The sequence below is a fragment of the Caulobacter sp. DWR1-3-2b1 genome, assembly GCF_049895765.1.
GTDB lineage: Bacteria > Pseudomonadota > Alphaproteobacteria > Caulobacterales > Caulobacteraceae > Caulobacter.
On the sequence record NZ_JAFCSZ010000003.1, the window covers coordinates 95,594 to 120,103 of the forward strand.

The following is a 24,510-nucleotide window of genomic DNA, read 5'->3' on the forward strand; positions in this document are numbered from 1 at the left end:
GCCGTGGTCAACGGCCCGGAGACGGAATCCCGTATCTTCCGGTCAGCGCCCCTTGAAGTCGGGTTTGCGCTTCTCGACGAAGGCCGCCATCCCCTCCTTCTGATCCTCGAAGGCGAACAGCGAGTGGAACAGGCGCCGCTCCAGGGCGACGCCCGTGGTCAGGGTCGTCTCATAGGCGGCCAGGACCAGTTCCTTGTTCATGGCCACCGCCAGGGGCGACTGGCTGGCGACCTTGGCGGCCATGGCCAGAACCTCGGCCAGCAGCATGTCGGCTGGGAAGATCCGCGATACCAGGCCAGCGCGCTCGGCTTCCTCGGCCCCCATCATCCGGCCGGTCAGGATCATGTCCATGGCCTTGGACTTGCCGACAAAGCGGGTCAGGCGCTGGGTGCCGCCGATGCCTGGCGCGACGCCCAGATTGATCTCGGGCTGGCCGAACTTGGCGGTGTCGGCGGCGATGATGAAATCGCACATCATCGCCAGCTCGCAGCCGCCGCCCAGGGCGTAGCCGGACACGGCGGCGATAATCGGCTTGCGACACTGCTCGATGGCGCGCGCGCCGGCGGTGAAGAAGTCGGCCTTGAACATTTCCGCGTAGGATTTGTCCGACATCTCCTTGATGTCGGCGCCGGCGGCGAAGGCCTTGGCCGAGCCGGTCAGGACAATGCAGCCCACGCCGTCGTCGACCTGGGCGCTTTCCAGCACCTGGGCCAGCTCGCCCAGCAGCAGTGCGTTCAGGGCGTTCAGCGCCTCGGGGCGGTTCAGCCGGATCAGGACGACGCCGGCGGCGCCTTCCGGGGCGGTCTCGACGATCAGGGTCTGATAGGCCATCGGCGGTCTCTCCTTAATAACGGCTCGCTTTATAGAACGCGCTGCGGCGAAGGGGAGCCCTGAGCGGTGTGGTTTGAGAGAACCCTTTCGCGAGCATCCGTTTGATCGCGAACCGGGCCGGCTTTCGCGACGATGCAATCAAACGTGATGCAGCTCTATGCTGCAGTGCAGCATTATCGCGTCGGGCCGGGTAGCGGCCGTAGCGAGTATGGACATGCCTGGCCTGGCCGAAACCACCGCGATGCTGGCGCGCCTGCGCAAAGCCTCGGGACCGTCACCCTTGATGACGGCGGGCAATCGAACACTCGTCGAGACCGTTGGGTTCGGGGAAAACCTGGGCGCGCTGAAAATGCTGTCCCATGCGCCCAAAGGCCTAGCGTCGGGGGCTCCGCTGGTCGTGGTGCTGCACGGATGCGCCCAGACCGCCGAGAGCTATGCCGTCAACGGTGGCTGGATCGCCCTGGCCGACCGCCTGGGCTTCGCCGTCCTGGCCCCTGAACAGGTCGCGACCAACAATCCCAACCGGTGCTTCAACTGGTTCGAGCCGGGCGACACCGCTCGCGGAAGGGGCGAAGCCGCCTCGATCGCGGCCATGGTCGCCGCGGCCATTCAGGCTCACGATTGCGATCCGCGCCGCGTCTTCATCACCGGTCTCTCGGCCGGCGGCGCGATGACGGCGGCCATGCTGGCGACCTATCCAGACCTGTTCGCAGGCGGAGCTGTCATCGCCGGCCTTGCGCATGGCGTGGCGCGCGGGGTGCCCGACGCCCTCAGGGTGATGGGACGCGGCGATGGTCGCGGCGCCGAAGCTCTGGGAGATCTGGTTCAGCGCGGCGATGCAACGGCCCTGCGGCTGGCGATCTGGCATGGCGACGCGGACTATACGGTCAACGCCGCCAACGCGCAGGACCTGACCCGGCAGTGGACGTCCGCCACTGGCCTGTCAGAGGCCCCGAGCGAGGTCGTCCGGCTGGGCGCCAGAACGCGTTCAGTCTGGAGAGACGACGCCAACAGCTCGATCATCGAGCTGAACATCGTCCACGGCCTTGGCCACGGGACGCCGCTCGCCACCAAGGGCGAAGGCGATGTGGGCCAGCCCGCGCCCTATATGCTTGAAGCGGGCCTGTCCTCGACACTGGAGATCGCCGGCTTCTGGGGGCTGGGCGCGGAGAGCGCGCCGGCCAAGGTCACGACGCCGACCGCTCTCGTCGCGCCAAAGAGCGGCGAGGCAAAGTCTAGGCCTCCCACCGATGAGAATCCGACGGGCGTCGCGGCTCAGGTTCTGAACGCGGTTTCCAGCCACGTATCGCCCGGCGTACGGGACGTCATCGAAAAGGCCCTGCGCGCGGCCGGCCTGATGCGGTGAGGGATCCTAAACCTGGCACACCGGGCAGAAGAACGTCGACCGTCCCGCCTGGACCTCGCGAGCGATGACGCCCTTGCAGGCCTTGGTCGGACACGGCTCGCCCTCGCGGTCATAGACCCGGAAGCGGTGCTGAAAATAGCCCAGAGCGCCGTCGGCGGCGGCGAAGTCCTTGAGGGTGGAACCGCCGACCTCGACGGCCTCGGCCAGGACCTCCTTGATGATCCGGGTCAGAGGCTCCAGCCGCTTGCCGGCGATCATGCCCGAGGGCTTGAATGGCGAAATCCCCGCCCGGTGCAGTGCCTCGCACACATAGATATTGCCCAGACCCGCGACGGTCTTCTGGTCCAGTAGCAGGGTCTTGGGACCCTGTTTGCGGCCGGCGAAGGCTTTCACCAGCGTTCTGGCGTCGAAGCCGTCGCCCAGGGGCTCGGGACCCATGGTCGCGAACCAGGGATGGCAGTCGACCCGGTCGGTGGCGATCAGGTCCATGAACCCGAACCGCCGGGGATCGTGATAGGTGACCACCGCGGCCGCTTCGGTCTCGAAGACGACGTGGGCGTGCTTGTCGTCCGGTTTGACCTCGCGGGCGAAGTCGCCGGGGCGTATCGAGCCCACCGGCGACGCAATCTCAAAACGCCCGGTCATGCCCAGGTGCATCACCAGGGTGTCGCCGCGATCCAACGGGGCCAGCAGATATTTGGCCCGGCGGTCCAGCCGCAGGATCTTCGCGCCGGTCAGCCTCTGGACGAAACCCTCGGGCAACGGAAAGCGCAGGTCGGGTCGGTTGGCGCGCACGCGGCTCAGGCGCGCGCCGCTTAGAACGGGCTCCAGGCCGCGCCGGACGGTCTCGACTTCGGGCAATTCAGGCAAGACGGACCTCAAGGTGATGACGCGACGCAGTCAGCGGTCTAAGAGCGATCCAGCATATAGAGAGCCTGGTCGAAAGACGTCATGAGCAAGCCCGCCGCCACATTCGGTTTCAAGGACGTCGATCCCTCGGTGAAGGCCGGCCTGGTGCGCGGGGTCTTCGACCGCGTCGCCAAGAACTACGACCTGATGAACGACCTGATGAGCGGGGGCGTCCACCGGCTGTGGAAGGACGCCGTGGCCGCGCGCCTGAACCCGCAGCCGGGCGAGATCATAATCGACTGCGCCGGCGGTACGGGCGACATGGCCCGTCGCTTCGCCAAGATGGCGCGCCGCGCGCAGGAGCGCCGGGGCGGCCCCGACGCCGTGGTCAATATCATCGACTACAATGCCGAGATGATCGCCGCCGGCATCGAGAAGGGCGGCGAGCCGGAGATCACCTGGACGGTCGGCGACGCGCAAGCCCTGCCGCTGCCGGACGCCTATGCCGACGCCTATGTGATCTCGTTCGGCATTCGCAATGTCACCGACATCGACGCGGCCCTGCGCGAGGCGCGGCGTGTCTTGAAGCCCGGCGGCCGTTTTCTCTGCCTGGAGTTTTCACGCCCCGTCACCGAGGCGCTTGCGAAAGCCTATGACGCCTACAGCTTCAAGGTCATCCCCCAGGTCGGCGAGTGGGTGGCTAAGGATCGCGAGGCCTATCAGTATCTGGTCGAGAGCATCCGCCGCTTCCCCGACCAGCGCACCTTCGCGACCATGATGGAGACCGCCGGCTTCAAGCGGGTGACCATCACCAACTTCACCGGCGGCGTCGCGGCGATGCACCAGGGCTGGGCCGTCTAGTCCATGGGACAGATGTCTGCGTTCTGGCGCCTGGTCGGCGCAGGCTGGGTTTTGATCCGAGCCGACGCCCTGGTCCCACGCGAGCTGGATCCGATCCTGCCACCCTCGGCCCGGCTGGCGGCCCGGACGCTGCGGCTGTTTTCCGGTCCCCGCGCCAGGCTGGGCCGCCCCGGCCAGCGACTGGCAGCCGCCCTTGAGGGCCTCGGCCCCGCCGCGATCAAGATGGGTCAGTTCCTGTCGACCCGGGCCGACATCTTCGGCACGCCGTTCGCCGAAGATCTGTCGCGCCTGAAGGATCGCCTGTCGCCCTTCCCGCTCAGCCAGGCCCGCGACGAAATCGAGCGTAATCTGGGCCGGCCGATCGAGACCCTGTTCTCAGCTCTGGAAGAGCCCGTCGCCGCCGCCTCCCTCGCCCAGGCCCATCCCGCCTGGTTGCTTGACGGCCGCAAGGTGGCGGTGAAGGTGCTACGCCCCGGCATCGAGCGCCAGGTCGCCCAAGACAGCGCCGTGCTGCGGCTGGCCGCCGATCTGGCCGAACGTCTGGTCCCGGAGGCGCGCCGCCTGAAGCCGCGTGACTTTGTCGAGGTGGTGATCCGGGCACTGGATCTGGAAATGGACCTGCGCTTCGAGGCCGCCGGCTGCGCCGAGCTGGGTGAAGTGATGGCCAAGGACGCCTTCATGACCGCCCCGGTCGTGGTTTGGGAGGGCGTCGGCAAGCGGGTCCTGACCCTGGCCTGGGCCGAGGGCCAACCGCTGTCGGACCCCGAGGCGCTGGACCTGCCGGGCCTGGACCGCAAGGCGCTGGCCGAGAACATCACCCGGGGCTTCCTGGCCCAGGCTCTGGACCACGGCCTGTTTCACGCCGACCTGCACGAGGGCAACCTGTTCGTCGCCGCTCCGGCCAAGGTGGTCGCCGTCGACTACGGCATCATCGGACGCCTGGGTCCCGGCGAGCGTAAATATCTGGCCGAGATCCTCTACGGCTTTCTCAACCGCGACTACCCGCGCGTGGCCAGGATCCATTTCGACGCCGGCTATGTGCCCGCTCACCAGGACGTCGACGCCTTCGCCCAGGCCCTGCGCGCGGTCGGCGAGCCGGTGTTCGGCCTGGATGCACGCGACATCTCGATGGGCAGGCTGCTGGCCCAGCTGTTCGAGATCACCGCCCTGTTCGACATGGCCCTGCGGCCAGAACTGGTGCTGCTGCAGAAGACCATGGTCACGGTCGAGGGCGTGGCCCGCCGCATCGACCCGGCTCACGACATCTGGGCCGCCGCCGACCCGGTGGTCCGTCGCTGGATCACCCGCGAGCTGTCCCCCGTCGCCAAGGTCCGCGATTTCGCCGACGAGGCCCTGAAGGCGCTGCGGGCTATCGCGCGGCTGGCCGGGGCGCCGCCGGCGACGGTCGCGGTGGTGGTCGCGCCGAAACCCCGTCCGCTGGCGTGGTTCGCGGCGGGAGCCGCCGTGGCGGTTCTGGCCTTCGCGGCCGGGGCGCTGGCGTTCGGCTAGGCGTCGGCCTCACCCGCTGTTGGCCTGCCCCCGCTCCCGCGCCGCTGTTGACCGACGGCTTTCCCGGGTCTTCTGCGTATCCCAATAGGCTGCGCCATCATCCGGCTTGAACAGCGCCCGAGGCGCGCCCTCCCGGGAGACCACCGCGAAGACATTGCCCTTGGGGTCGTAGATCAGCGTGTCGCCATTGGCGCGCTTCAGCGTTTCCACGCCCTTGGGCGGATTGCCGACGAACTTATGCGCCACCTCAACATAGTCATCGACCGTGACGGCCCCGAAGGCCTCGCCATTGCGTTCGAAGGCGCGCTCGGCGTTTTCCTCGGCGGTGCGCGTGCGATTGGCCGCCCAGAACGGCTTGCCCGAGACCTGACGAACCGGCGCGTCGCGCGGATCGTCTCGACGCGCGGACGATGAGGACGACGTGGGCGCCTCTGTCGTCTCGGCTGAAGCCCTGCGCTCACCGGCCTTGGGCGCGGGCACAGCGGAAGCCCCGCCATCACAAGCAGCCAGGAATAGCGCGCCAGTCGCCAGTAGAGCCACACCGGCTCCGTGAAGTTTGCTCAACCCCATGATCTCGTCACCCCGTTTTATCAACCTTTCCGTTTAATGAACGAAAGCGGAACGAGAGTCGAGTCTGTCATCAGCTTGTCCTTTGTCGGATCGCCGCGCATGGGTCATAAGGACCTCGAACTGGATGGAGACCGACCGGCGTGAGCGACAAGCGGGTTCTTCTGATCGTCGGCGGCGGCATCGCGGCCTACAAGGCGCTGGAGCTGACGCGCCTGCTGCGCAAGGCGGGGATCGGCGTGCGACCGATCCTGACCAAGGCCGGCGCCGAGTTCGTCACGCCGCTTTCGCTGGGCTCTCTTGCCGAGGACAAGGTCTATGACGACCTCTTCTCCCTGACCGACGAGGCCGAGATGGGCCACATCCAGCTGTCGCGCTCTGCCGACCTCGTGGTGGTGGCCCCGGCGACGGCCGACCTGATCGCCAAGGCGGCCAATGGCCTGGCCGGAGACCTGGCCTCCACCACCCTGCTCGCCACCGACAAGCCGGTGCTGATGGCGCCCGCCATGAACGTGCGGATGTGGCTGCACCCCGCCACTCAGCGCAATATCGCGACCCTGAAGGCCGATGGCGTCAGCTTCGTGGGGCCTGACGAGGGCGCCATGGCGTGCGGCGAGTTCGGACCCGGACGCCTGGCCAAACCCGAAGCGATCTTGGCGGCCATCATGGATGCCCTGAACGGTCCCGCCGCCAAGCCGCTGACCGGTAAGCGCGCCCTGGTCACCGCCGGCCCGACCTTCGAGCCGATCGATCCGGTGCGCGGCATCACAAACCGCTCCAGCGGCAAGCAGGGCTTCGCCATTGCCCAGGCGCTGGCCGAGCTGGGCGCCGAGGTCACCCTGATCGCCGGCCCGGTATTCCTGCCCACACCGCCCGGCGTGACGCGCGTCGATGTCGAGACCGCGCGTCAGATGCTGGCCGCAAGCCAGGCCGCCTTGCCCGCCGATGTGGGGGTGTTCGTGGCCGCCGTCGCCGACTGGCGGGTGGACGAGGCCTTTGGAACCAAGCTGAAGAAGGAAAAGGGCGGACCGCCGGCCCTGACCTTCGTGGAGAACCCCGACATCCTGGCCACCGTCTCGGCCACGGGTCCGATGCGGCCGAAACTGGTGGTCGGCTTCGCGGCCGAAACCAACGATGTCGAGATGCACGCCCGGGCCAAGCTGTCGCGCAAGGGCTGCGACTGGATCATCGCCAACGATGTGACTGAGCCCGGCGTCATGGGCGGCGAGGACAACGCCGTGCTGCTGGTTACCCGCGAGCAGACCGAGCGCTGGGAGCGCGCGCCCAAGGACGAGGTGGCCCGCGCCATCGCCCAAAGGATCGTCCAGGCCCTGGCCTGAGCCTCTGGCCCATCAGCGACCAAATCAGCTAAAGCCGCTCGCTCGACTTTTAGACCGCCCTCAAGCACGGCAATGGCAGGAAGCACCGCATGACCGCTCAAACGATCCGCTTCAAGCGCTGGGACGGCAATGGCGACCTGCCGGTCCCGACCTATGCCACCGCTGGCGCCGCCGGCTTCGACCTTCGAGCCCATGTGCCGGAAGACGAGCCCATCGTACTCAAGCCGGGCTCGCGCTGCATGGCGCCCACCGGCTTTTCGGTGGCGATCCCCGATGGTTACGAGATGCAGGTCCGCCCACGCTCGGGTCTGGCGTTCAAGAACGGCGTCACGGTAACCAACGCGCCGGGGACCATCGACAGCGACTATCGCGGCCAGGTCTGCGTGCTGCTGATCAATTTGGGCGAAGAAGACTTCACTATCCGCCGGGGCGACCGCATCGCCCAAGGGATTATTGCGGCCGCGCCCCAATGGATCCTGGTCGAGGCCGACGACCTTGAGGCCACCGACCGGGGCGCCGGCGGGTTTGGCTCGACCGGCGTGTCGAGCTAGTCGCTTAGCTGTTGATGGCGCGCAGGCCCAAGACCATGTAACCGCCGAAGCCAGCGGCGAAAGCTGCGGCGGCGAGCCACAGGACGGGACGGAACATGCCCAGAGGCGACTGTGCGAGGGGCGACTGACCCAAAGGCGACTGACCAAGCGGCGGTTGGACGTTCATCGGCGCATCCTCTGGCGCGGGCGTAGCGAGCGCGGCGAACTGTGACTGCACGGGAGATACGCGCTCCCCCGTGCTTGGTTGCATTGGGGGACGGCTTTTAGTCTCTATTGATTCTAGCGCAAGACGAAATTGCGACCGGATGTCACACGCCCGATTCGAGCCGCGTTGTTGTCCGGCGGGCGACGCGGCCAGTAATCAAAATTTGTCCGAGCACGGACTTGCTTGCCGTAGCTATCTTGCATGTACAGTTTGAGCGTCAAAACGCCGCAGCAAGTGCAGATATGGCCAGTTCCCTTTACAGGGAAGCGTGTTCAGGGCCGATTACCTCGCCGAACATTAATCGCGAAAACTGTCCTATCGCTTTGTTAAACTTGCGAGCGCAGAGAGTTCCCCGGAATCGGGATCGGGACTCTAGAATGTCTAACCTCAAGGTTGTGCACAAGCTCTTGCTGGCGTTCGCCATTCTTGTCGCCGCCGTCGCCACGGCCGGCGCCATGGTGGGCGGAAGCCTGTCCTCGATCCAGAAGATCACCCGGCTGAACGATCACGGCCACGTCTATATCAACACCCTGGATGACACGACCGCCGCCCTGGTCGAACAACAGAACGCCACCCGCGGCTTCGTCGCCAGCCTGGATCCCTCGTTCGTCGAGAAGTACGGCAAGTACGGCGCCGACTATGACAAGGGCTTCAAGAAGCTGGTCGCCGGTATCGAGGACGCCGACGAAAAGACCCGCACCGACGCGCTGGCCACCGCTGTCGCGGTGATTCGCGAGGAGACCAGCAAGCAGATTGCCAATGCAGGCGATCCGCTCACCCTCGAACAGGCCCGCGCCGAGATCGGAACCGGCGGCCGCCTGACCAATATCCGCAAGATTCTGAAGGACATAGCCGCCGATGAAGACCGCCAGCTGGCGATCCGCTCGGCAGAGCAGAGCAAGGCTTTCGCCTCGGCGACCATCACCCTGTTGATCGGCGACGCTGTCGCAGTGGGCATCGCGGTGTTGATGGGCTGGCTGCTGTCGACCAGCATCGCCGCGCCCGTCACCGCCATGACCTCCGCCATGCGCCGCCTGGCCGACGGCGACAACGAAGTCGCCGTGCCGGCCGTCGGACGCAAGGACGAGATCGGCGGCATGGCCGCCGCCGTCCTGACCTTCAAGCAGGCCGCCCTCGAAAAACTGCGCCTGGCCGACGAAGCAGAGGGCCAGCGCCGTCAGGTCGAGCAGGAGCGCCAGTCCAACGAGGCCGGCCGCAGCGCCTCGGCGCGCGAGCAGTCCGGCGTGGTCACCCGCCTGGGCGAAGGCCTGGAATGCCTGGCCAAGGGCGACCTGACCTTCCGCCTCGATGAGGTGTTCCCCGAAAGCTATCGCAAGCTGCAGAGCGACTTCAACGCCGCCATGGACCGGCTGGCCGAGACCATGGCCGTAATCAATGGCGCGGTCGGCGGCATCAGCGCCGGCTCGGGCGAGATCAGCCACGCCGCCGACGACCTGTCGCGCCGCACCGAGCAACAGGCCGCCAGCCTGGAAGAAACCGCCGCCGCCCTCGACGAGATCGTCGCCACCGTCCGCCGCGCCGCCGCGCCGCCGCGCCGCCGAGGGCGCGGGGGAAGCCCGCCGCTCGGTCGAGGCTGCGCGCAAGGACGCCGAGACCGGCGGTCAGGTTGTGGCCCGCGCCGTCGCCGCCATGGGGCAGATCGAAGGCTCGTCGCGCGAAATCGGCAACATCATCGGGGTGATCGACGAGATCGCCTTCCAGACCAACCTTCTGGCCCTCAATGCCGGCGTCGAAGCGGCTCGGGCCGGTGAAGCCGGTCGTGGTTTCGCGGTCGTGGCTCAGGAAGTCCGGGCCCTGGCCCAGCGCTCGGCCAAAGCGGCCAAAGACATCAAGGCCCTGATCAGCGCCTCGACCCAGCAGGTCGATCAGGGCGTCAGCTTGGTCGGCGAGACGGGCGAGGCCCTGCGCCGCATCACCGCCGGTGTCGTCGAGATCAATCGCACTGTCGCCGAGATCGCCGCATCGGCCGAGGAGCAGGCCACGGGCCTGGCCCAGATCAACACGGCTGTGAACCAGATGGACCAGGCCACCCAGCAGAACGCCGCCATGGTCGAGCAATCAACCGCCGCCAGCCACGCCCTCTCCAACGAGGCGGCCGAACTGTCGCGGCTGGTCGGTCGCTTCCGTCTGGCGCCCGACAACGGGGTCCGTTCGACCAGCCGTGCGGCCTGATCCTCGAACCCGTCAGCCTCTTATCCACTAGGCGTTGATTTTTGGACTAATGCGTCCATTTATCACTTGCCGAGACGCCCAGACCCTTCTATCCGGCTGATCGGACTGTTGGATTAGTCAGGGTTGGTCATGGCTGCGCCGGAAAAGAAGAAACTCATTCCGATGATCGTCGGCGGCGTCGCCGCGGTGGCGATCACCGTGGGCGGAGTGCTCTGGTTCATCGACAAGCAGCGTTTCGAAGCCACTGACAACGCCTTCGTCCAGGCCGACACGGTGCAGATCAGCCCGCAGGTTTCCGGTGCGATCACCGAGATCCTGGTCGCCGACAACCAGCGCGTCGAGGTCGGCCAGGTGGTGGCGCGAATTGACCCCGCCACGTTCCAGGCTCGCCTGGACCAGGCCATCGCCAACGCCCAGGCTCTGGACGCCGCCGTTCGCGCCGTCGATGACAAGGCCTCGCTAGAACAAGCCCTGATCGCCCAGAAGGCGGCGGGCGTCTCGGCCGCCCAGGCCGACGCCGGCCGCGCCAGGGCCGATCTCGAACGCTATGACAGCCTGGCCCACCAGGGCTGGGTCTCGCAACAGAAGGTCCAGACCACCCGGGCCGGCGCCACGCAGTCGGCCGCGGCCGTGGCCAGCGCCCAGGCAGCTCTCGAAGCCGAGCGCCGGGCCGCCCAGTCGCTGGGCTCGGCCAAGGCCCAGGTCCTGGCCCAGGCTGCCGGCGCCCACGCCGCCGTGGCCCAGGCCCGCCTCGATCTCGACCGCACCATCCTGCGCGCGCCGGTCGCCGGCGTGATCGGCGCCCGCTCGGCGCGGCCCGGTCAACTGGTCCAACCCGGCGTCTCGCTGATGTCGGTCGTGCCCCTGGGCCAGAGCTATGTCGTCGCCAATTTCAAGGAGACCCAGGTCTCGCGACTGCGGGTTGGTCAGGTCGTCGAGATCAAGGCCGACGCCTTCGGCAAGGAAACCATCCACGGCAAGGTCGACAGCTTCGCCCCGGCCACCGGCCAGGAGTTCGCCTTGATCCCGGTCGAGAACGCGGTCGGGAATTTCACCAAGATCACCCAGCGCCTGCCCGTGAAGATCGTGGTCGACACCTCCAGGCTGGGCGCCGCCCTGCGGCCGGGCCTGTCGGTCGAGGTCAAGGTCGATGTGCGCGACCGCTCGGGCGCGTCCTTCGCCGACGCGGGCCAGGCGCCGACCCAGGTGGCCCGCCAGGGCGCAGCGCGCTAGGCGGCGGCCATGACCGACGCCGCAATCGCCGCTCCGGCGGCACCCGCCCAGGCCATGAGCCAGGCTGACTGGACCAAGCTGTTCCTCGGCTTCGGCGCCATGGTCATCGGCCAGTTCATGGCCATTCTCGACATCCAGATTGTCGCAGCCTCCTTGCCGCAGATTCAGGCTGGCGTTGGCGCCAGCGCCGATCAGGTCAGCTGGATCCAGACCGCCTATCTGATCCCCGAAGTGGTGATGATCCCGCTGTCGGGATACCTCTCGCGCCTGTGGGGCACCCAGAAGGTCTATCTGGCCTCGTGCGCCGGCTTCATGATCATGAGCGTGTTGACGGGCCTGTCCTCGTCGATCGACATGATGATCATCACCCGCGCCCTGCAGGGCTTCATCGGCGGCGCAATGATCCCGACGGTGTTCGCCGTCGCCTTCACCGCCTTTCCTCCTGAGCGCCGGATCACCGCCAGCGTCATCATGGGCCTGATCGTCACCCTGGCGCCGACGGTCGGCCCAACCCTGGGCGGCCATCTGACCGAGTGGCTCAGCTGGCGCTGGCTATTCTTCATCAATGTCCCGCTGGGCCTGATCGTGCTGTTCGGCGTCGCCCGCTGGGGTGATTTCGACAAGGGGGATCCCAGCCTGAAAAAGGGCTTCGACTGGCTCGGCCTTGGCGTGATGGCCGCCTTCCTGATGAGCCTGCAGTTCGTGTTGGAAGAAGGCGCCAAGAACAGCTGGTTGCAGGACGACCTCATCCTGGGCCTGGCGGTTCTGGCCGCCGTCACCGGCGTGGTCTTTGTCTGGCGGCAACTGACCTACAGAAACCCCATCGTCGAGCTGAAGGCCTTCGCTAACCGCAACTTCTCCATCGGCGTGGCCATGACCGCCATGTCGGGCGCCAGCCTGTTTGGCGGCACCTTCCTGTTGCCGCAGTTCCTGAGCCGGGTGCGCCACTATTCGGCGTCCGAGGTCGGCACCACCATGATCGTTTCGGGTCTGTCGATGTTCGTCACCGGCCCCCTCGCCGGGCGGCTGGTGCGCAAGGTCGATCCGCGCCTGCCGCTGTTCATCGGCTTCCTTCTGGCCGGTTGGGGCATGTACATGGCCCACGGCGTGACCAAGGAATGGGGTTTCTGGGAATTCGCCGGCGTTCAGGCTTGCCGTGGGGTCGGCGTCATGATCGCCATGATCGCGACGCAGCAGATCACGATGAGCAGCTTGCCGCCGCACATGATCAAGAACGCCTCCGGCCTCGTGAACCTCTCGCGCAATACGGGCGGCGCCATGGGTCTGGCCGTGCTGGCCACCAGCATCACCCAACAGACCGCGCTCTATTACAGCGACATGACCTCCAGGCTGCAGAACGGCAATGTGGAGGCCCAGAGCATGATGGCGGGCCTGGCCGCGCGCATGGCGCAGCTGGGCGTGTCCGACCCCGACGGCGCGGCCCGCAAGGCCTTCTCTGGCTTCATGCAGCAGCAGGCTACGGTTCTGGCCTTTGGCGACAGTTTCACCCTGCTGGCCATCGGCTGCTTCATCGCCGCCGGCGTCTCTCTGCTGGCCAAGCCGGTGGTCAGCGCCGCCCCGCCCCCTTCGGACGCCCACTGATGCCCAGGATTCCCGGACAGATCGACGTCGCCAAGACCGAGGCCATTCTTGACGCCGCCGTCGAGGTGATCGGCCAGCGCGGCCTGTCGGCCCCCATGGAGGAGATCGCCCGCCGGGCCGGGGTCTCCAAGCAGACGGTCTATAATCACTATGGGTCGAAGGCTGAGCTGGTCCGCGCCCTGATGGCCCGGCGGGTGGCCCAGATCACCGCGCCGCTACGTCTGCCCGGCGCCGAGGAAAACCCCCGCGAGGCGCTGGAAGCCTATGCGCGCTCGATCCTGGAGACAGTGACCAGCCCCAACGGCTATTCGGTGATGCGGGTGATCATCCAGGGCGCCGGAGAAATGCCCGATGTCGCCCACGAGGTGTTCGAGGCCGGTCCGCGCCACGCGCGACGGCAACTGGCCGCCTTCCTGGAGACCGAGACGCGCCTGGGTCGCCTGAAGGTCGAAAATTTCGACCAGGCCGCCGAGTTCTTCTCGGGCATGGTTATGGGCCACAACCAGCTGCGGACCCTGCTGCGTCTGCCCGCAGACAAGACGCAGCTCCAGTTCGACCGGCACGCCAGCGAGGCCGCCGAACGGTTCCTGCGGGCCTACGCGCCTTAGCGCATAGGCCCTTCAGGCTTTTAGGCTTCGACTTCGTCCGGCATGCCCATCATGTGGAAGCCGGCGTCGACGTGGACGACTTCGCCAGTGGTCGAGCGGCCAAGATCGGAGACCAGCCACAGGGCGGCGCCGGCGACGCCTTCCATCGAGGTGTCTTCCTTCATGGCGCTGAAAGCCCGGCCCTGGGCGATCATGCCCCGTCCGCCGGCGATGCCCGCCAGGGCCAGGGTTCGCATGGCGCCGGCCGAAATGGCGTTGCAGCGGATGCCCTTGGGGCCCAGATCGCGGGCGATATAGCGCGTCGCCGCTTCCAGCGCCGCTTTGGCCACACCCATGGTGTTGTAGTTCGGGATGGTCCGCTCCGACCCTAGATAGGTCATGGTGATCAACGAACCGCCGTTCGGCATCAGCTTGGCGGCGCGCTTGGCGACGTCCACAAAGCTGAAGGCCGAGATGTTCAAGGCCAGCAGGAAACCCTCGCGGGTGGTGTTGTCGACGAACGAGCCCTTCAGCTCGTCCTTGTTGGCGAAGGCCACCGAGTGAACCACGAAGTCGATCGTGCCGAACTTCTCTTCAATTGCCTTGAAAGCCGCATCCATCGAGGCGTCATCGGTGACGTCGGCCGGCACCAGGGTGGTGACGCCGATGCTCTCGGCCAGCGGCCGCACGCGGCGCTCCAGCGCTTCGCCCTGGTAGGTGAAGATCATCTCGGCGCCCTGAGCGGCCAGCTGCGAAGCGATGCCCCAGGCGATGGAGTTGTGATTGGCCACGCCCATGACGAGACCCTTCTTGCCCCGCATCAGCTCGCCCTTGGGAAATGCGTAATCGTCGGCCATGGGTTAGCGCTCCGTACTCTGGGATATGAAGGACGGCCCGCTCGGGCCGCCGTCACACGTCATCTTCGGAATTTAGCTATCAGGGTCCGCGCGCCGCTGAAACCCTCCAGCGTCGGGGTCAATCGGCCTTGCTGATGATCAGCGTGCCGTTGGTGCCGCCAAAGCCGAAGCTGTTGGACATCACGGTGGTCAGGGGCTTGTCGGAGCGCTTGCGCAGGATCGGCAGGTCTGCGAACTCCGGATCCAGGGTCTCGATATTGGCGCTCTCGGCGGCAAAATCGTTGTTCAGCATCAGGATCGAATAGATCGCTTCCTGAGCGCCGGCCGCGCCCAGGCTGTGACCGGTCAGCGACTTGGTGGAGGAGATCAGCGGGGCCTTGTCGCCGAACACCTCGCGGACCGCGCCCATCTCCTTGCTGTCGCCGACCGGCGTCGAGGTGCCGTGCGGGTTCAGATAGTCGATGGTCCGACCGCCGGCCTCGGCCATGGCGATGCGCATGCAGCGCGCCGCGCCCTCGCCTGACGGGGCAACCATGTCGAAGCCGTCCGAATTGGCGGCGTAGCCGACCACTTCGCCATAGATCTTGGCTCCACGCGCCTTGGCGTGCTCATATTCTTCCAGCACCACGATGCCGGCCCCGCCGGCGATCACGAAGCCGTCGCGGTCCTTGTCATAGGCGCGGCTGGCCACGGTGGGACGATCGTTGAAGTTGCTGCTCATGGCGCCCATGGCGTCGAACAGGTTCGAGAGGCTCCAGTCCAGCTCCTCGCAGCCGCCGGCGAAGACGATGTCCTGCTTGCCCATCTGGATCTGCTCGGCGCCCGCGCCGATGCAGTGGGTGCTGGTCGCGCAGGCCGAGCTGATCGAATAGTTGATCCCGCGGATCTTGAACCAGGTCGACAGCACCGCCGACGGGCCCGAGCTCATGGCCTTGGGCACCGCGAACGGACCGATGCGCTTGGGACCCTTTTCCCGAGTGGTGGCGGCAGCCTCGACGATCACCCGGGTGGACGGACCGCCCGAACCGACGATCAGGCCGGTGCGCTCGTTGGAGATCTCAGCCTCTTCAAGGCCGGAGTCCGCGATCGCCTGTTCCATGGCGATGTGGGCATAGGCCGTGCCGGGCGCGAGGAAGCGCGCCGCGCGACGATCGACCAGGGCTTCCCACGAGTCGAGCTTGACCGTGGCGTGCACCTGGCAGCGGAATCCTAGCTCCGCATAGTCCGGCGCGGCGACCACGCCGGATCTGGCTTCACGCAGTGAGGCTAGCACCTCATTGGCGTTGTTGCCGATGGACGAGACAATCCCCAGTCCGGTGACGACGACGCGACGCATGAACTTTCCTCTTTCTCTCCCCCGGATCCAGTGGGGTCGGCTCTGTAACGGCCGACCTGCGACTTGGATCAGGACGCCATCTGCTCGGCGGTGAACAAACCGACCTTCAGGTCCTTGGTCTCGTAGATGACCTTGCCGTCGGCTTCCAAGACGCCGTCAGCGATGCCCATGACCAGCTTACGCATGATCACCCGCTTCAGGTCGATCTTGTAGACGACTTTTTTGACGTCCTGAGTGACCTGACCGGTGAATTTCACTTCGCCGACGCCCAGGGCGCGGCCCCGACCGGAACCGCCCGACCAGCCCAGGAAGAAGCCGACCAGCTGCCACATGGCGTCCAGGCCCAGGCAGCCCGGCATGACGGGGTCGCCGATGAAGTGGCAGGCGAAGAACCAGAGGTCGGGATTGATGTCGAATTCGGCCTCGACGTAACCCTTGCCGTACTTGCCGCCTTCGGATTCGATCCGGACGATGCGGTCGAACATCAGCATCGGCGGCGCCGGCAGCTGCGCGTTGCCGGGGCCAAACATCTCGCCCCGGCCGCAGGCCAGGAGTTCGTCGAAGGTGTAGGAGCTCTGTTGCATGGTCACGCCCTAGCACGACGCCGGGTCACGCCTCAATGTTACTTTCGGTAACGCTTGTGATCGCTCGATGGTCCCTGGTCGCCCCCTTCGGCGGTCAGGGCTTGCACTGGGCCTGGGGAGCCGCGCCCCAGATCTCGCTTTCGCGGACCCAGCCCGACGCTCCCTCGGCCTTCAGCCGGCACCAACCCTTGTCGCACTTGTCGAGACCGGCGGTCGAGCGGCCGCGCAGCCAAGCGTTGATCTTGGAGCCCTCCTTGGGGTTGGCCAGCAGGGCCAGCGGCTTGGGCTGGATGCGCATGGCCGTGCGGCGGCCGTCTGTCGTGCGCTTGTGGACCCAGGCCAGGCCGCCTTCGGGATCGCAGATGCGCCGCCATTCCCGGGTTTCGGCCACCACCTGCACCGGCAGACCCTTGGCGCGATACACCCACAGCATGCGATGGGCCTCGTCCGGACCATTGCGGGCGTTGACCTTCTCGTACTTCAGCGAGACGTAGCGCGGCACCTCCAGGCCGGACGGCGTCACACGCGGCGGCCCCGCGGCGCCCGCGCTGGAAGCAAGGCTCGCCAGAGCCAGTGCTGCCGCGATACCGAACGAACGATGTTTGCAATTCGGCGGCATGTTGCTTGGCCCCATCGGGCCCCTTTGCTACAGGTTTTCAAACGCCCGTCAGAGAGAGCTTTTCAAACCGCCCATGGCAGCCCGCAAGCTCAAAGTCATCGTCACCCGCAAACTCCCCGACCCTGTGGAGACGCGGATGTGCGAACTGTTCGACACCGAACTCAACGTCACCGACAAAGCGTTGACGGCGGATGAACTGGTCGACGCCATGAGCCGGGCCGATGTGCTCGTGCCGACGATCACCGATCGCATCGACTCGCGCCTTCTGTCGCGATCCGGCGACCGGCTCAAGCTCATCGCCAATTTCGGGGCCGGGGTCGACAATATCGACGTCGCCACCGCCAATGCGCGCGGCATCATCGTCACCAACACGCCGGGCGTCCTCACCGAGGACACCGCCGACCTGACCATGACCCTGATCATGGCCGCGTCCCGCCGCGTCGTCGAAGGCGCCGAGGTGGTCAAGTCCGGCGGCTTCCACGGCTGGTCCCCGACCTGGATGCTGGGCCGCCGCCTGTGGGGCAAGCGCCTGGGCATTATCGGCATGGGCCGCATCGGCCAGGCCGTGGCCCGCCGCGCCAAGGCCTTCGGGATGCAGGTGCACTATCACAACCGTAAGCCCGTCAGCCCGCGCATCGCCGAGGAGCTGGGCTGCACCTACTGGGAGAGCCTGGACCAGATGCTGGCCCGGATGGACTTCATCTCGGTCAACTGCCCGCACACCCCGGCAACCTATCATTTGCTATCCGCCCGCCGACTCAAACTGCTGCGGCCGCACGCCATCGTCGTCAACACCGCCCGCGGCGAGGTCATCGACGAAGGCGCCCTGGCCAACATGCTGGCGCGCGGCGACCTGGCCGGCGCGGGCCTGGACGTCTACGAGCACGAGCCGGCGATCAATCCCAAGCTCCTGAAGCTGCCCAATGTCGTGCTGCTGCCCCACATGGGCTCGGCCACGGTCGAGGGCCGCATCGACATGGGAGAAAAGGTCATCGTCAACGTCAAGACCTTCATGGACGGCCACAGGCCCCCGGACCGCGTCATTCCGTCGATGCTGTAAGGATCAGATAGCGCTCAAGGCGCCACCGGATAGACCTTCGCCTTCAGCCACGCCTTCAGGTCCGAGGCTGAGCGGTCGGGGATCTGTTCCATCGGCACGTGACCGACATCGGGATAGACGATCAGGGTCGAGCCCGGAATGGCGCTGACGAAGCGGGCGCCGTCGGCGGCGGGGATCAGCTTGTCCTTCTGGCCGAACATCACGAGCGTCGGAGCCCTGATCCTCGATAGCAGGCCGGGTGTGGCCTCGCGGCGCGGGTCCGACTGCAGGCCTAACAGGATGTCGCGGTGACCAGGCGCACGGGCCAGCTCGACATAACGGTCGACCAGCTCCGGTGTCACCAGATTCAGGTCCAGATAGGCCGACCTCAGGCCCTGACGAACCAGGGGACGGGTGTCGATATTCCTCAGCAGCGCGCGGCCCCAGGGCTGGCGCAGGACCTTGAAGATCACTGCGGAGTCGCCACCGTTCCGCGGCCAGCCTGCCGCATCGACCAGAACCAGACCTTCAACCCGCTCGGGATGGTCGAGGGCGTACTCCCAGGCCACGCCGCCGCCCATCGAATTACCGGCCAGGGTGAAGCGCTCGACCCCCAGCCTGCGGGTCAATTCGTCGATCACCGCGCCATAGCCCTGGCGTCCGGCGGGAAAGCCCTGGTCTGCCCGGGTCAGGCCGTGGCCCGGCAGATCCAGGCTGATGATGCGATAGTCGCTGGACAGCGAGCGGACCCACGGCTCCCAGGCATGCAACGAGGCCGAATAGCCGTGCACCAGCACCAGGGTCGGGCCCTCGCGTCGACCCTCGTCGCGATAATGAGCGCGGACGCCGCCAGGGAGCTCCATGTAGCGCGAGGTCGGACTGTCGTACTTGGCTTCCAGGCTGTCGTAGGGGATGTCCTTGCGTTGCAGGGCCAGCCAGCCGAAGGCCGCCAGCACAACGATCAGGACCACGGCGGTCAACAGACCGCCAAACAGCGTCTTCAAGCGCCCACTCCCCCAAAGTCTTGTTTTTATGGGATCAGAGAGGACCCGCCTTGACCCGCAGTCAAGCTTTGCAAACTGGACACGCCGGATCGGCCCCGATCCGCACCGTGCGGGTTTCGGCCGCCAGGGCGTCGTAGATCAGCAAACGGCCGGTCAGCGAGTCGCCAGCGCCGGCAATCAGCTTGATCGCTTCAAGCGCCATCATCGACCCGATCACGCCGGCCAGAGCGCCGACGACCCCGACCAGGGCGCAGGTTTCGGCGTCCGGCGGTACTTCCGGGACCAGGCAGCGATAACAGGGCGCGCCCTGAAATACCCCGACCTGACCCGTCCAGCGGCCCAGAGCGCCGCTGACCAGAGTCTTGCCCTCGGCGAGGCAGGCGTCGCTCGCGGCGAAGCGGGTGGCGAAATCGTCGGTGCCGTCCAGCACCAGGTCATACCGTGAGACGAGGTCGCGAGCATTGTCCGCGTCCAGCCATACCGGATGGGTTTCAACAGCAACATGCGGATTGATGGCGATCAGACGCTCGGCGGCGACCTCGACCTTGAGCCGGCCAAGGTCGGCGGTTTGGTAGAGTACCTGACGCTGCAGGTTCGAGAGGGAAACCATATCTGGATCGGCCAGACCCAGGGTTCCGATCCCTGCGGCGGCCAGGTACAGCGCGGCCGGCGCGCCCAGCCCGCCCGCCCCGACCAGCAGGACCCGGGCCGTCTTCAGTTTCTGCTGGCCCGATCCGCCGACCTCGCGCAGCACCAGATGGCGGGCATAGCGTTCGACCTCGCCATCCGAAAAGCTCATCGCGCTTGATCTCCGCAGCCAGCCTCGCCACATGCGAGACATGCAAAACAGCAATTCCTTCCCGGACTGGCATGGCACAACCATTCTGGCGGTGCGCAAGAACGGACAGACCGTGATCGCCGGAGACGGCCAGGTCTCCATGGGGCCAACCGTCGTCAAGGGCAATGCCCGCAAGGTCCGGCGCCTGGCCAGCGGCAAGGTGGTGGCCGGTTTCGCCGGGGCCACGGCCGACGCCTTCACCCTGATCGAGCGGCTGGAAGCCAAGCTGGAACAATATCCCGACCAGCTGGCCCGCGCCTGCGTGGACCTCGCCAAGGACTGGCGCACCGATCGCTATCTGCGCCGGCTGGAGGCCATGCTGCTCGTGGCCGACGCCACCGCCATCTACACCGTCACCGGCGTGGGCGACGTGCTGGAGCCCGGCGAAAGCGCCGGCGGCGGCTCGGTGGCGGCCATCGGCTCGGGCGGCAACTACGCCCTCGCAGCCGCCAAGGCCCTGATCGATCAGGATCTTTCGGCCGAAGAAATCGCCAGACGCGCCATGGCCATAGCTGCGGAGATCTGCGTCTACACCAATGGTAACCTGACGGTTGAAAGCCTCTAGATGACCGAGTTTTCCCCCCGCGAAATCGTCTCCGAGCTCGACCGCTTCATCGTCGGCCACACCGATGCCAAGAAGGCTGTCGCCGTGGCCCTGCGCAATCGCTGGCGCCGCCGTCGCGTGCCCGCCGACCTGCGCGACGAGGTGACGCCCAAGAACATCCTGCTGATCGGACCCACCGGCGTCGGCAAGACCGAGATCGCCCGGCGCCTGGCCAAGCTGGCTCAGGCTCCGTTCCTGAAGGTGGAAGCCACCAAATTCACCGAGGTCGGCTATGTCGGCCGCGACGTCGATCAGATCGTCCGCGACCTGGTGGAAAGCGCCCTGGGCATGGTTCGCGACAAGCGCCGGGCCGGCGTCCGCGCCAAGGCCGAGGCCGCCGCCGAGGAGCGCATCCTCGACGCCCTGACCGGCCCCGGCTCGACCGCCGCCCGTGAAAGCTTCCGCAAGAAACTGCGGGCCGGCGAGCTGGACGACAAGGAAGTCGAGCTGCAGCTGGCCGATACCGGCGGCGGCGGCATGTTCGAGATTCCCGGCCAGCCCGGGGCTTCGATGCTCAACCTGACGGAGATGATGAAGAACCTGGGCGGTGGTCGCACCAAGGTTCACCGGACGACGGTGGCTGCGGCTCACGCGCCGCTGATCGCCGAGGAAAGCGACAAGCTGCTGGACCAGGAAGCCCTGACCCAGGAGGCTGTCGAGCTGACCGAGAACCACGGCATCGTCTTCCTCGACGAGATCGACAAGGTCGCCTCTTCATCGCAGCGCGGCGGCGCGGATGTGTCCCGCGAAGGGGTGCAGCGCGACCTGCTGCCGCTGATCGAGGGCACGACGGTGTCGACCAAGTATGGCCCGGTGAAAACCGACCATATCCTGTTCATCGCCTCGGGCGCCTTCCATGTCGCCAAGCCGTCGGATCTGCTGCCAGAGCTTCAGGGCCGCCTGCCGATCCGGGTGGAGCTGAAAGGCCTGACCCGCGATGACCTGCGCCGCATCCTCACCGAACCAGAAGCCAATCTTATACGGCAGCACCAGGCTTTGCTGCTGACCGAGGGCGTGACCGTGGTCTTCACCGCCGACGCCATCGACGCCCTGGCCGACGCGGCCGTGGCGGTGAACGGCTCGGTCGAGAACATCGGCGCGCGGCGGCTACAGACGATCCTGGAGAAGGTGGTCGAGGAGATCAGCTTCTCGGCGGCGGATCGTAGCGGCGAGACGGTGACCATTGACGCGGCCTATGTCGCCGACAAGGTCGGGGCCTTGGCGGCCAATGCGGATTTGAGCCGGTTTATCCTGTAGATCCTCTCCTTGTGGGCGAGGGGTCTGCGAAGCAGACGGAGAGGGGATGCCATGACCGGTGGCCGACGTCCCCCTCCGGCCCCACGGGCCGCCTCCCCCTTCAGGGGGAGGACCTATCGCCTGCTGACACCGCCTCCATCCCCAGCATCGCCGCCTTGCGGGCCAAGCCCCAGTGATAGCCCGTCAACCGCCCATCCTTGGCGATGGCGCGGTGGCACGGGATCAGAAGCGAGATCGGATTGGCCCCGATGGCCCCCCCGGTAGCCTGGTAGGCCCGGGGTTTGCCCGCCCACTCCGCGACCTGTCCATAGGTGCCGGTCGCGCCCACCGGGATGCGCAGCAGGGCCTTCCAGACCTGGATGTGGAACGGCGAGCCGATCAGCACCACCCGCAACGGCCCCTGCCCGCCTGCGAAGGCGTGGATCGCGGTCGCGCCGGCCGCCTCGTCGTCCCGGACCCAATCGGCGGCCGGGAAGCGGCGATACATGTCAGCGAAGACCGCCTCGTCGTCGCCATCCGAGAAGGCCAGGCCCGCAAGGCCTCGCTCGGCCATGACGAACAGGCCCTTGCCGAACGGCGTGGGCGCCCAACCATAGTTCAGGGTCATACCGGCCCCGCGACGGCGCACTTCGCCGGGCGTGGCGGCTTCCTGGGCGATGAACAGGTCGTGCAGGCGCGAGGGGCCTGAAAGGCCGGCGTCATAGGCCGCGTCCAGCACGCTGGCGCCGGCTTCCAGCGACCGCCGCGCCTCGGCATGGGCTATGGCCGAGACGAAGGTCTTGGGGCTGACCCCCGCCCAGCGGGTGAAGATCCGCTGGAAGTGGAATGGCGACAGACCGACGGCCTCCGCCGCCTCGTCCAGCGAGGGACGCTCCTGCCAGCGCTCGGCCAACCAGTCGAGGGTTACCGCCATGCGGTGATAGTCGGCGGAACGCTCGGCCAATCGGGCGAAGGTTTCTGAGGGGTGCATATCGAGGGCCATGGGGAGAGACTAAACCGGTGGAAACGCCGCGTCCGCCCGGTTCTTGCTCAGGGATCGCCCGGCTCGCCTTGGCGAGATCGGCGCATCACGGCATGGTTCCCGGCCATGGCCCTGCTCAAGAAAACCGTCCCTAAAAAGCGTCCCGCCGCCAAGCGGGTCTCGCCGGCCGAGCGCGAGCGGGTCGCTGTGCTGTTCGACCGTTTCGAGAGCCTGGAACTGCGGCCCAAGACCGAGCTGAACTACAACAATCCCTATGAGCTGGTCACCGCCGTCGCCCTGTCGGCCCAGGCCACCGACGTCCAGGTCAACAAGGCCACCGGGCCGCTGTTTCAGGTCGCCAACAGCCCCGAAGCCATGCTCGAACTCGGGGAAGCGGGGCTCATCAGATACATCGCCTCGATCGGTCTCTTCCGCACCAAGGCCAAGAACGTCATCGCCTCGGCCCATATCCTGATGGACCGCCACGGCGGCCAGGTGCCCCTGAACCGCGCTGACCTTGAAAGCCTGCCCGGCGTGGGTCGCAAGACCGCCAGCGTGGTGCTCAACGAGCTGGACATCGAGCCGGCCATCGCCGTCGACACCCATGTTTTCCGCGTCTCGCACCGCCTGAAGCTGTCGGCCGGCAAGACGCCAGACGCCGTCGAGGACGATCTGATGCGGATCGTGCCCGGACCCTATCAGACCCGGGCGCATCACTGGCTGATCCTGCACGGCCGCTATGTGTGCGTGGCGAGGAAGCCCCGGTGCGAGATCTGCAAGATCAGCGATCTATGCCCCTCGCGGGAGCTGTTCCTGGGGGCGTAAAGCCGAAAAATCTTGTCATCCCGGCCAAACGCACAGCGCGCGGAGCCGGGACCGCCGGAAACGCATGAGCTTGCCTCGGTCCCGGGTCTTTGCTGCGCTTCGCCCGGGATGACGGGGTTTGGCGCCGTTAAGGCCGCGCCGGGATCTCCAGACCGCGCTGCACGGCCGGCCGCGCCAGGCAGCGGTCCAGCCAGGGCGGTACGTGCTTGAGGCTGGCATAGTCGACCAGCTCGCCGGCCTCGTAGAAGCCGATCAGGTTGTGCACCCAGCCCAGCAGGGCGATGTCGGCGATGGTGTAGCCGTCGCCCATGATGAACTGGCGGTCGGCCAAGCGGCTTTCCAGCACACCCAGCAGGCGCTTGCTCTCGGCGACGTAGCGGTCGCGGGGGCGCTTGTCCTCATATTCGCGGCCGGCGAACTTGTGGAAAAAGCCCAGCTGGCCAAACATCGGGCCGACGGCGGCTATCTGGAAGAACACCCACTGGATGGTCTCGATGCGGGCGACGGGGTCGGTCGGCAGCAGCTTGCCGGACTTCTCGGCCAGATAGATCAGGATCGCCCCGGATTCCCACAGCGCCAGCGGCTTGCCGCCCGGCCCGTCGGGATCGAGGACCGCCGGAATCTTGCCGTTGGGATTCAACGACAGGAACTCCGGACCCCAGGTCTCGTTTGCGCCGATATTGATCGTGTGGGGCTCGTACGGCAGGCCGATCTCTTCCAGCATAATCGACACCTTCACGCCGTTGGGCGTGGGGAACGAATAGAGCTGCAGGCGGTCAGGATGCCTGGCGGGACAGCGGGTCGTGATCGGGAAGTCGGAAAGGTCGGACATCAGCAACTCCTGCGGTTACGACCTAGATGGGGCCGCTTGCGCGATCCGCCAGAACCTCCC

Annotated in this window: 23 protein-coding genes and 2 pseudogenes; 13 read left to right on the plus strand and 12 right to left on the minus strand. The window is 66.8% G+C overall.

What is annotated here, in order from left to right:
* Positions 1-42: 42 nt before the first annotated feature.
* Positions 43-831 (minus strand): enoyl-CoA hydratase-related protein, encoded by a 789-nt coding sequence (locus ACP69S_RS04225; protein ID WP_425995172.1) that lies wholly within the window; start codon positions 829-831, stop codon positions 43-45.
* A gap of 214 nt (positions 832-1,045) precedes the next feature.
* On the opposite strand from ACP69S_RS04225, the gene ACP69S_RS04230 reads away from it, so the two are divergent.
* Positions 1,046-2,197, plus strand: coding sequence for an extracellular catalytic domain type 1 short-chain-length polyhydroxyalkanoate depolymerase (locus ACP69S_RS04230; protein WP_425995174.1), 1,152 nt, complete (start codon positions 1,046-1,048; stop codon positions 2,195-2,197).
* Positions 2,198-2,203: 6 nt separating this feature from the next.
* Here ACP69S_RS04230 and mutM read toward each other — a convergent pair whose 3' ends face one another.
* Positions 2,204-3,067, minus strand: a complete 864-nt coding sequence (mutM, locus tag ACP69S_RS04235) for a bifunctional DNA-formamidopyrimidine glycosylase/DNA-(apurinic or apyrimidinic site) lyase (protein ID WP_425995176.1) — start codon at positions 3,065-3,067, stop codon at positions 2,204-2,206.
* Positions 3,068-3,148: 81 nt separating this feature from the next.
* Here mutM and ACP69S_RS04240 point away from each other — a divergent pair, with 81 nt between their 5' ends.
* Positions 3,149-3,907, plus strand: a complete 759-nt coding sequence (locus tag ACP69S_RS04240; protein ID WP_425995178.1) for a class I SAM-dependent methyltransferase — start codon at positions 3,149-3,151, stop codon at positions 3,905-3,907.
* 3 nt (positions 3,908-3,910) lie between these two features.
* Positions 3,911-5,416 (plus strand): 2-polyprenylphenol 6-hydroxylase, encoded by a 1,506-nt coding sequence (ubiB, locus tag ACP69S_RS04245; RefSeq protein WP_425995180.1) that lies wholly within the window; start codon positions 3,911-3,913, stop codon positions 5,414-5,416.
* Positions 5,417-5,425: 9 nt separating this feature from the next.
* On the opposite strand, the gene ACP69S_RS04250 is transcribed toward ubiB, so the two are convergent.
* The gene (locus ACP69S_RS04250) at positions 5,426-5,980 is read right to left on the minus strand and encodes a hypothetical protein (RefSeq protein ID WP_425995182.1); all 555 of its coding nucleotides are present in this window, start codon (positions 5,978-5,980) and stop codon (positions 5,426-5,428) included.
* 146 nt (positions 5,981-6,126) lie between these two features.
* Here ACP69S_RS04250 and coaBC point away from each other — a divergent pair, with 146 nt between their 5' ends.
* Entirely contained in the window at positions 6,127-7,323 is a 1,197-nt protein-coding gene (gene coaBC / locus ACP69S_RS04255) for a bifunctional phosphopantothenoylcysteine decarboxylase/phosphopantothenate--cysteine ligase CoaBC (RefSeq protein WP_425995184.1), read from the plus strand.
* Positions 7,324-7,412: 89 nt separating this feature from the next.
* Positions 7,413-7,874, plus strand: a complete 462-nt coding sequence (gene dut, locus ACP69S_RS04260; RefSeq protein ID WP_425995186.1) for a dUTP diphosphatase — start codon at positions 7,413-7,415, stop codon at positions 7,872-7,874.
* Between the two features lie 4 nt (positions 7,875-7,878).
* Here the strand turns inward: dut and ACP69S_RS04265 are convergent, their stop codons facing one another.
* Positions 7,879-8,007: a hypothetical protein gene (locus tag ACP69S_RS04265; RefSeq protein ID WP_425995489.1), complete on the minus strand. Its 129-nt coding sequence runs from the start codon at positions 8,005-8,007 to the stop codon at positions 7,879-7,881.
* A 449-nt stretch (positions 8,008-8,456) separates the two neighbouring features.
* On the opposite strand from ACP69S_RS04265, the pseudogene ACP69S_RS04270 reads away from it, so the two are divergent.
* From ACP69S_RS04270 to ACP69S_RS04285, 4 genes and pseudogenes are all read left to right on the plus strand, one after another.
* A pseudogene (locus ACP69S_RS04270) lies at positions 8,457-10,272 on the plus strand (methyl-accepting chemotaxis protein).
* Positions 10,273-10,395: 123 nt separating this feature from the next.
* Positions 10,396-11,505, plus strand: a complete 1,110-nt coding sequence (locus ACP69S_RS04275; RefSeq protein WP_425995188.1) for an HlyD family secretion protein — start codon at positions 10,396-10,398, stop codon at positions 11,503-11,505.
* A gap of 9 nt (positions 11,506-11,514) precedes the next feature.
* Positions 11,515-13,107 carry a DHA2 family efflux MFS transporter permease subunit gene (locus tag ACP69S_RS04280; RefSeq protein WP_425995190.1) on the plus strand — a complete coding sequence of 531 codons (1,593 nt, stop codon included), beginning with the start codon at positions 11,515-11,517 and terminating at the stop codon, positions 13,105-13,107.
* Positions 13,107-13,715: a TetR/AcrR family transcriptional regulator gene (locus tag ACP69S_RS04285; RefSeq protein ID WP_425995192.1), complete on the plus strand. Its 609-nt coding sequence runs from the start codon at positions 13,107-13,109 to the stop codon at positions 13,713-13,715. Before ACP69S_RS04280 ends, ACP69S_RS04285 begins: the two co-directional genes overlap by 1 nt.
* 20 nt (positions 13,716-13,735) lie before the next feature.
* Here ACP69S_RS04285 and ACP69S_RS04290 read toward each other — a convergent pair whose 3' ends face one another.
* From ACP69S_RS04290 to ACP69S_RS04305, 4 genes are all read right to left on the minus strand, one after another.
* Entirely contained in the window at positions 13,736-14,551 is an 816-nt protein-coding gene (locus ACP69S_RS04290; RefSeq protein WP_425995194.1) for an enoyl-ACP reductase FabI, read from the minus strand.
* 118 nt (positions 14,552-14,669) lie between these two features.
* Entirely contained in the window at positions 14,670-15,887 is a 1,218-nt protein-coding gene (fabB, locus tag ACP69S_RS04295) for a beta-ketoacyl-ACP synthase I (protein ID WP_425995196.1), read from the minus strand.
* 68 nt (positions 15,888-15,955) lie between these two features.
* On the minus strand, positions 15,956-16,471 hold the full coding sequence (fabA, locus tag ACP69S_RS04300; protein ID WP_425995198.1) for a 3-hydroxyacyl-[acyl-carrier-protein] dehydratase FabA: 516 nt from the start codon (positions 16,469-16,471) through the stop codon (positions 15,956-15,958).
* 94 nt (positions 16,472-16,565) lie between these two features.
* Positions 16,566-17,105, minus strand: a complete 540-nt coding sequence (locus ACP69S_RS04305) for an SH3 domain-containing protein (protein WP_425995200.1) — start codon at positions 17,103-17,105, stop codon at positions 16,566-16,568.
* Positions 17,106-17,163: 58 nt separating this feature from the next.
* On the opposite strand from ACP69S_RS04305, the gene ACP69S_RS04310 reads away from it, so the two are divergent.
* A complete protein-coding gene (locus tag ACP69S_RS04310; RefSeq protein ID WP_425995202.1) occupies positions 17,164-18,150 on the plus strand; it encodes a 2-hydroxyacid dehydrogenase in 987 nt (328 codons plus the stop codon).
* A gap of 14 nt (positions 18,151-18,164) precedes the next feature.
* Here ACP69S_RS04310 and ACP69S_RS04315 read toward each other — a convergent pair whose 3' ends face one another.
* Complete coding sequence (locus ACP69S_RS04315) at positions 18,165-19,133, minus strand: alpha/beta fold hydrolase (protein ID WP_425995204.1); 969 nt, start codon at positions 19,131-19,133, stop codon at positions 18,165-18,167.
* Positions 19,134-19,194: 61 nt separating this feature from the next.
* Positions 19,195-19,932, minus strand: a complete 738-nt coding sequence (locus tag ACP69S_RS04320; RefSeq protein WP_425995206.1) for a HesA/MoeB/ThiF family protein — start codon at positions 19,930-19,932, stop codon at positions 19,195-19,197.
* 5 nt (positions 19,933-19,937) lie between these two features.
* Here ACP69S_RS04320 and hslV point away from each other — a divergent pair.
* Positions 19,938-20,536, plus strand: a pseudogene (gene hslV, locus ACP69S_RS04325) (ATP-dependent protease subunit HslV).
* Positions 20,537-21,832, plus strand: a complete 1,296-nt coding sequence (gene hslU, locus ACP69S_RS04330) for an ATP-dependent protease ATPase subunit HslU (protein ID WP_425995208.1) — start codon at positions 20,537-20,539, stop codon at positions 21,830-21,832.
* Between the two features lie 100 nt (positions 21,833-21,932).
* Here hslU and ACP69S_RS04335 read toward each other — a convergent pair whose 3' ends face one another.
* Complete coding sequence (locus ACP69S_RS04335; protein WP_425995210.1) at positions 21,933-22,814, minus strand: methylated-DNA--[protein]-cysteine S-methyltransferase; 882 nt, start codon at positions 22,812-22,814, stop codon at positions 21,933-21,935.
* Between the two features lie 105 nt (positions 22,815-22,919).
* On the opposite strand from ACP69S_RS04335, the gene nth reads away from it, so the two are divergent.
* Positions 22,920-23,618, plus strand: a complete 699-nt coding sequence (nth, locus tag ACP69S_RS04340; RefSeq protein WP_425995212.1) for an endonuclease III — start codon at positions 22,920-22,922, stop codon at positions 23,616-23,618.
* A 127-nt stretch (positions 23,619-23,745) separates the two neighbouring features.
* Here the strand turns inward: nth and ACP69S_RS04345 are convergent, their stop codons facing one another.
* On the minus strand, positions 23,746-24,450 hold the full coding sequence (locus ACP69S_RS04345) for a glutathione S-transferase N-terminal domain-containing protein (protein WP_425995214.1): 705 nt from the start codon (positions 24,448-24,450) through the stop codon (positions 23,746-23,748).
* Between the last annotated feature and the right edge of the window lie 60 nt (positions 24,451-24,510).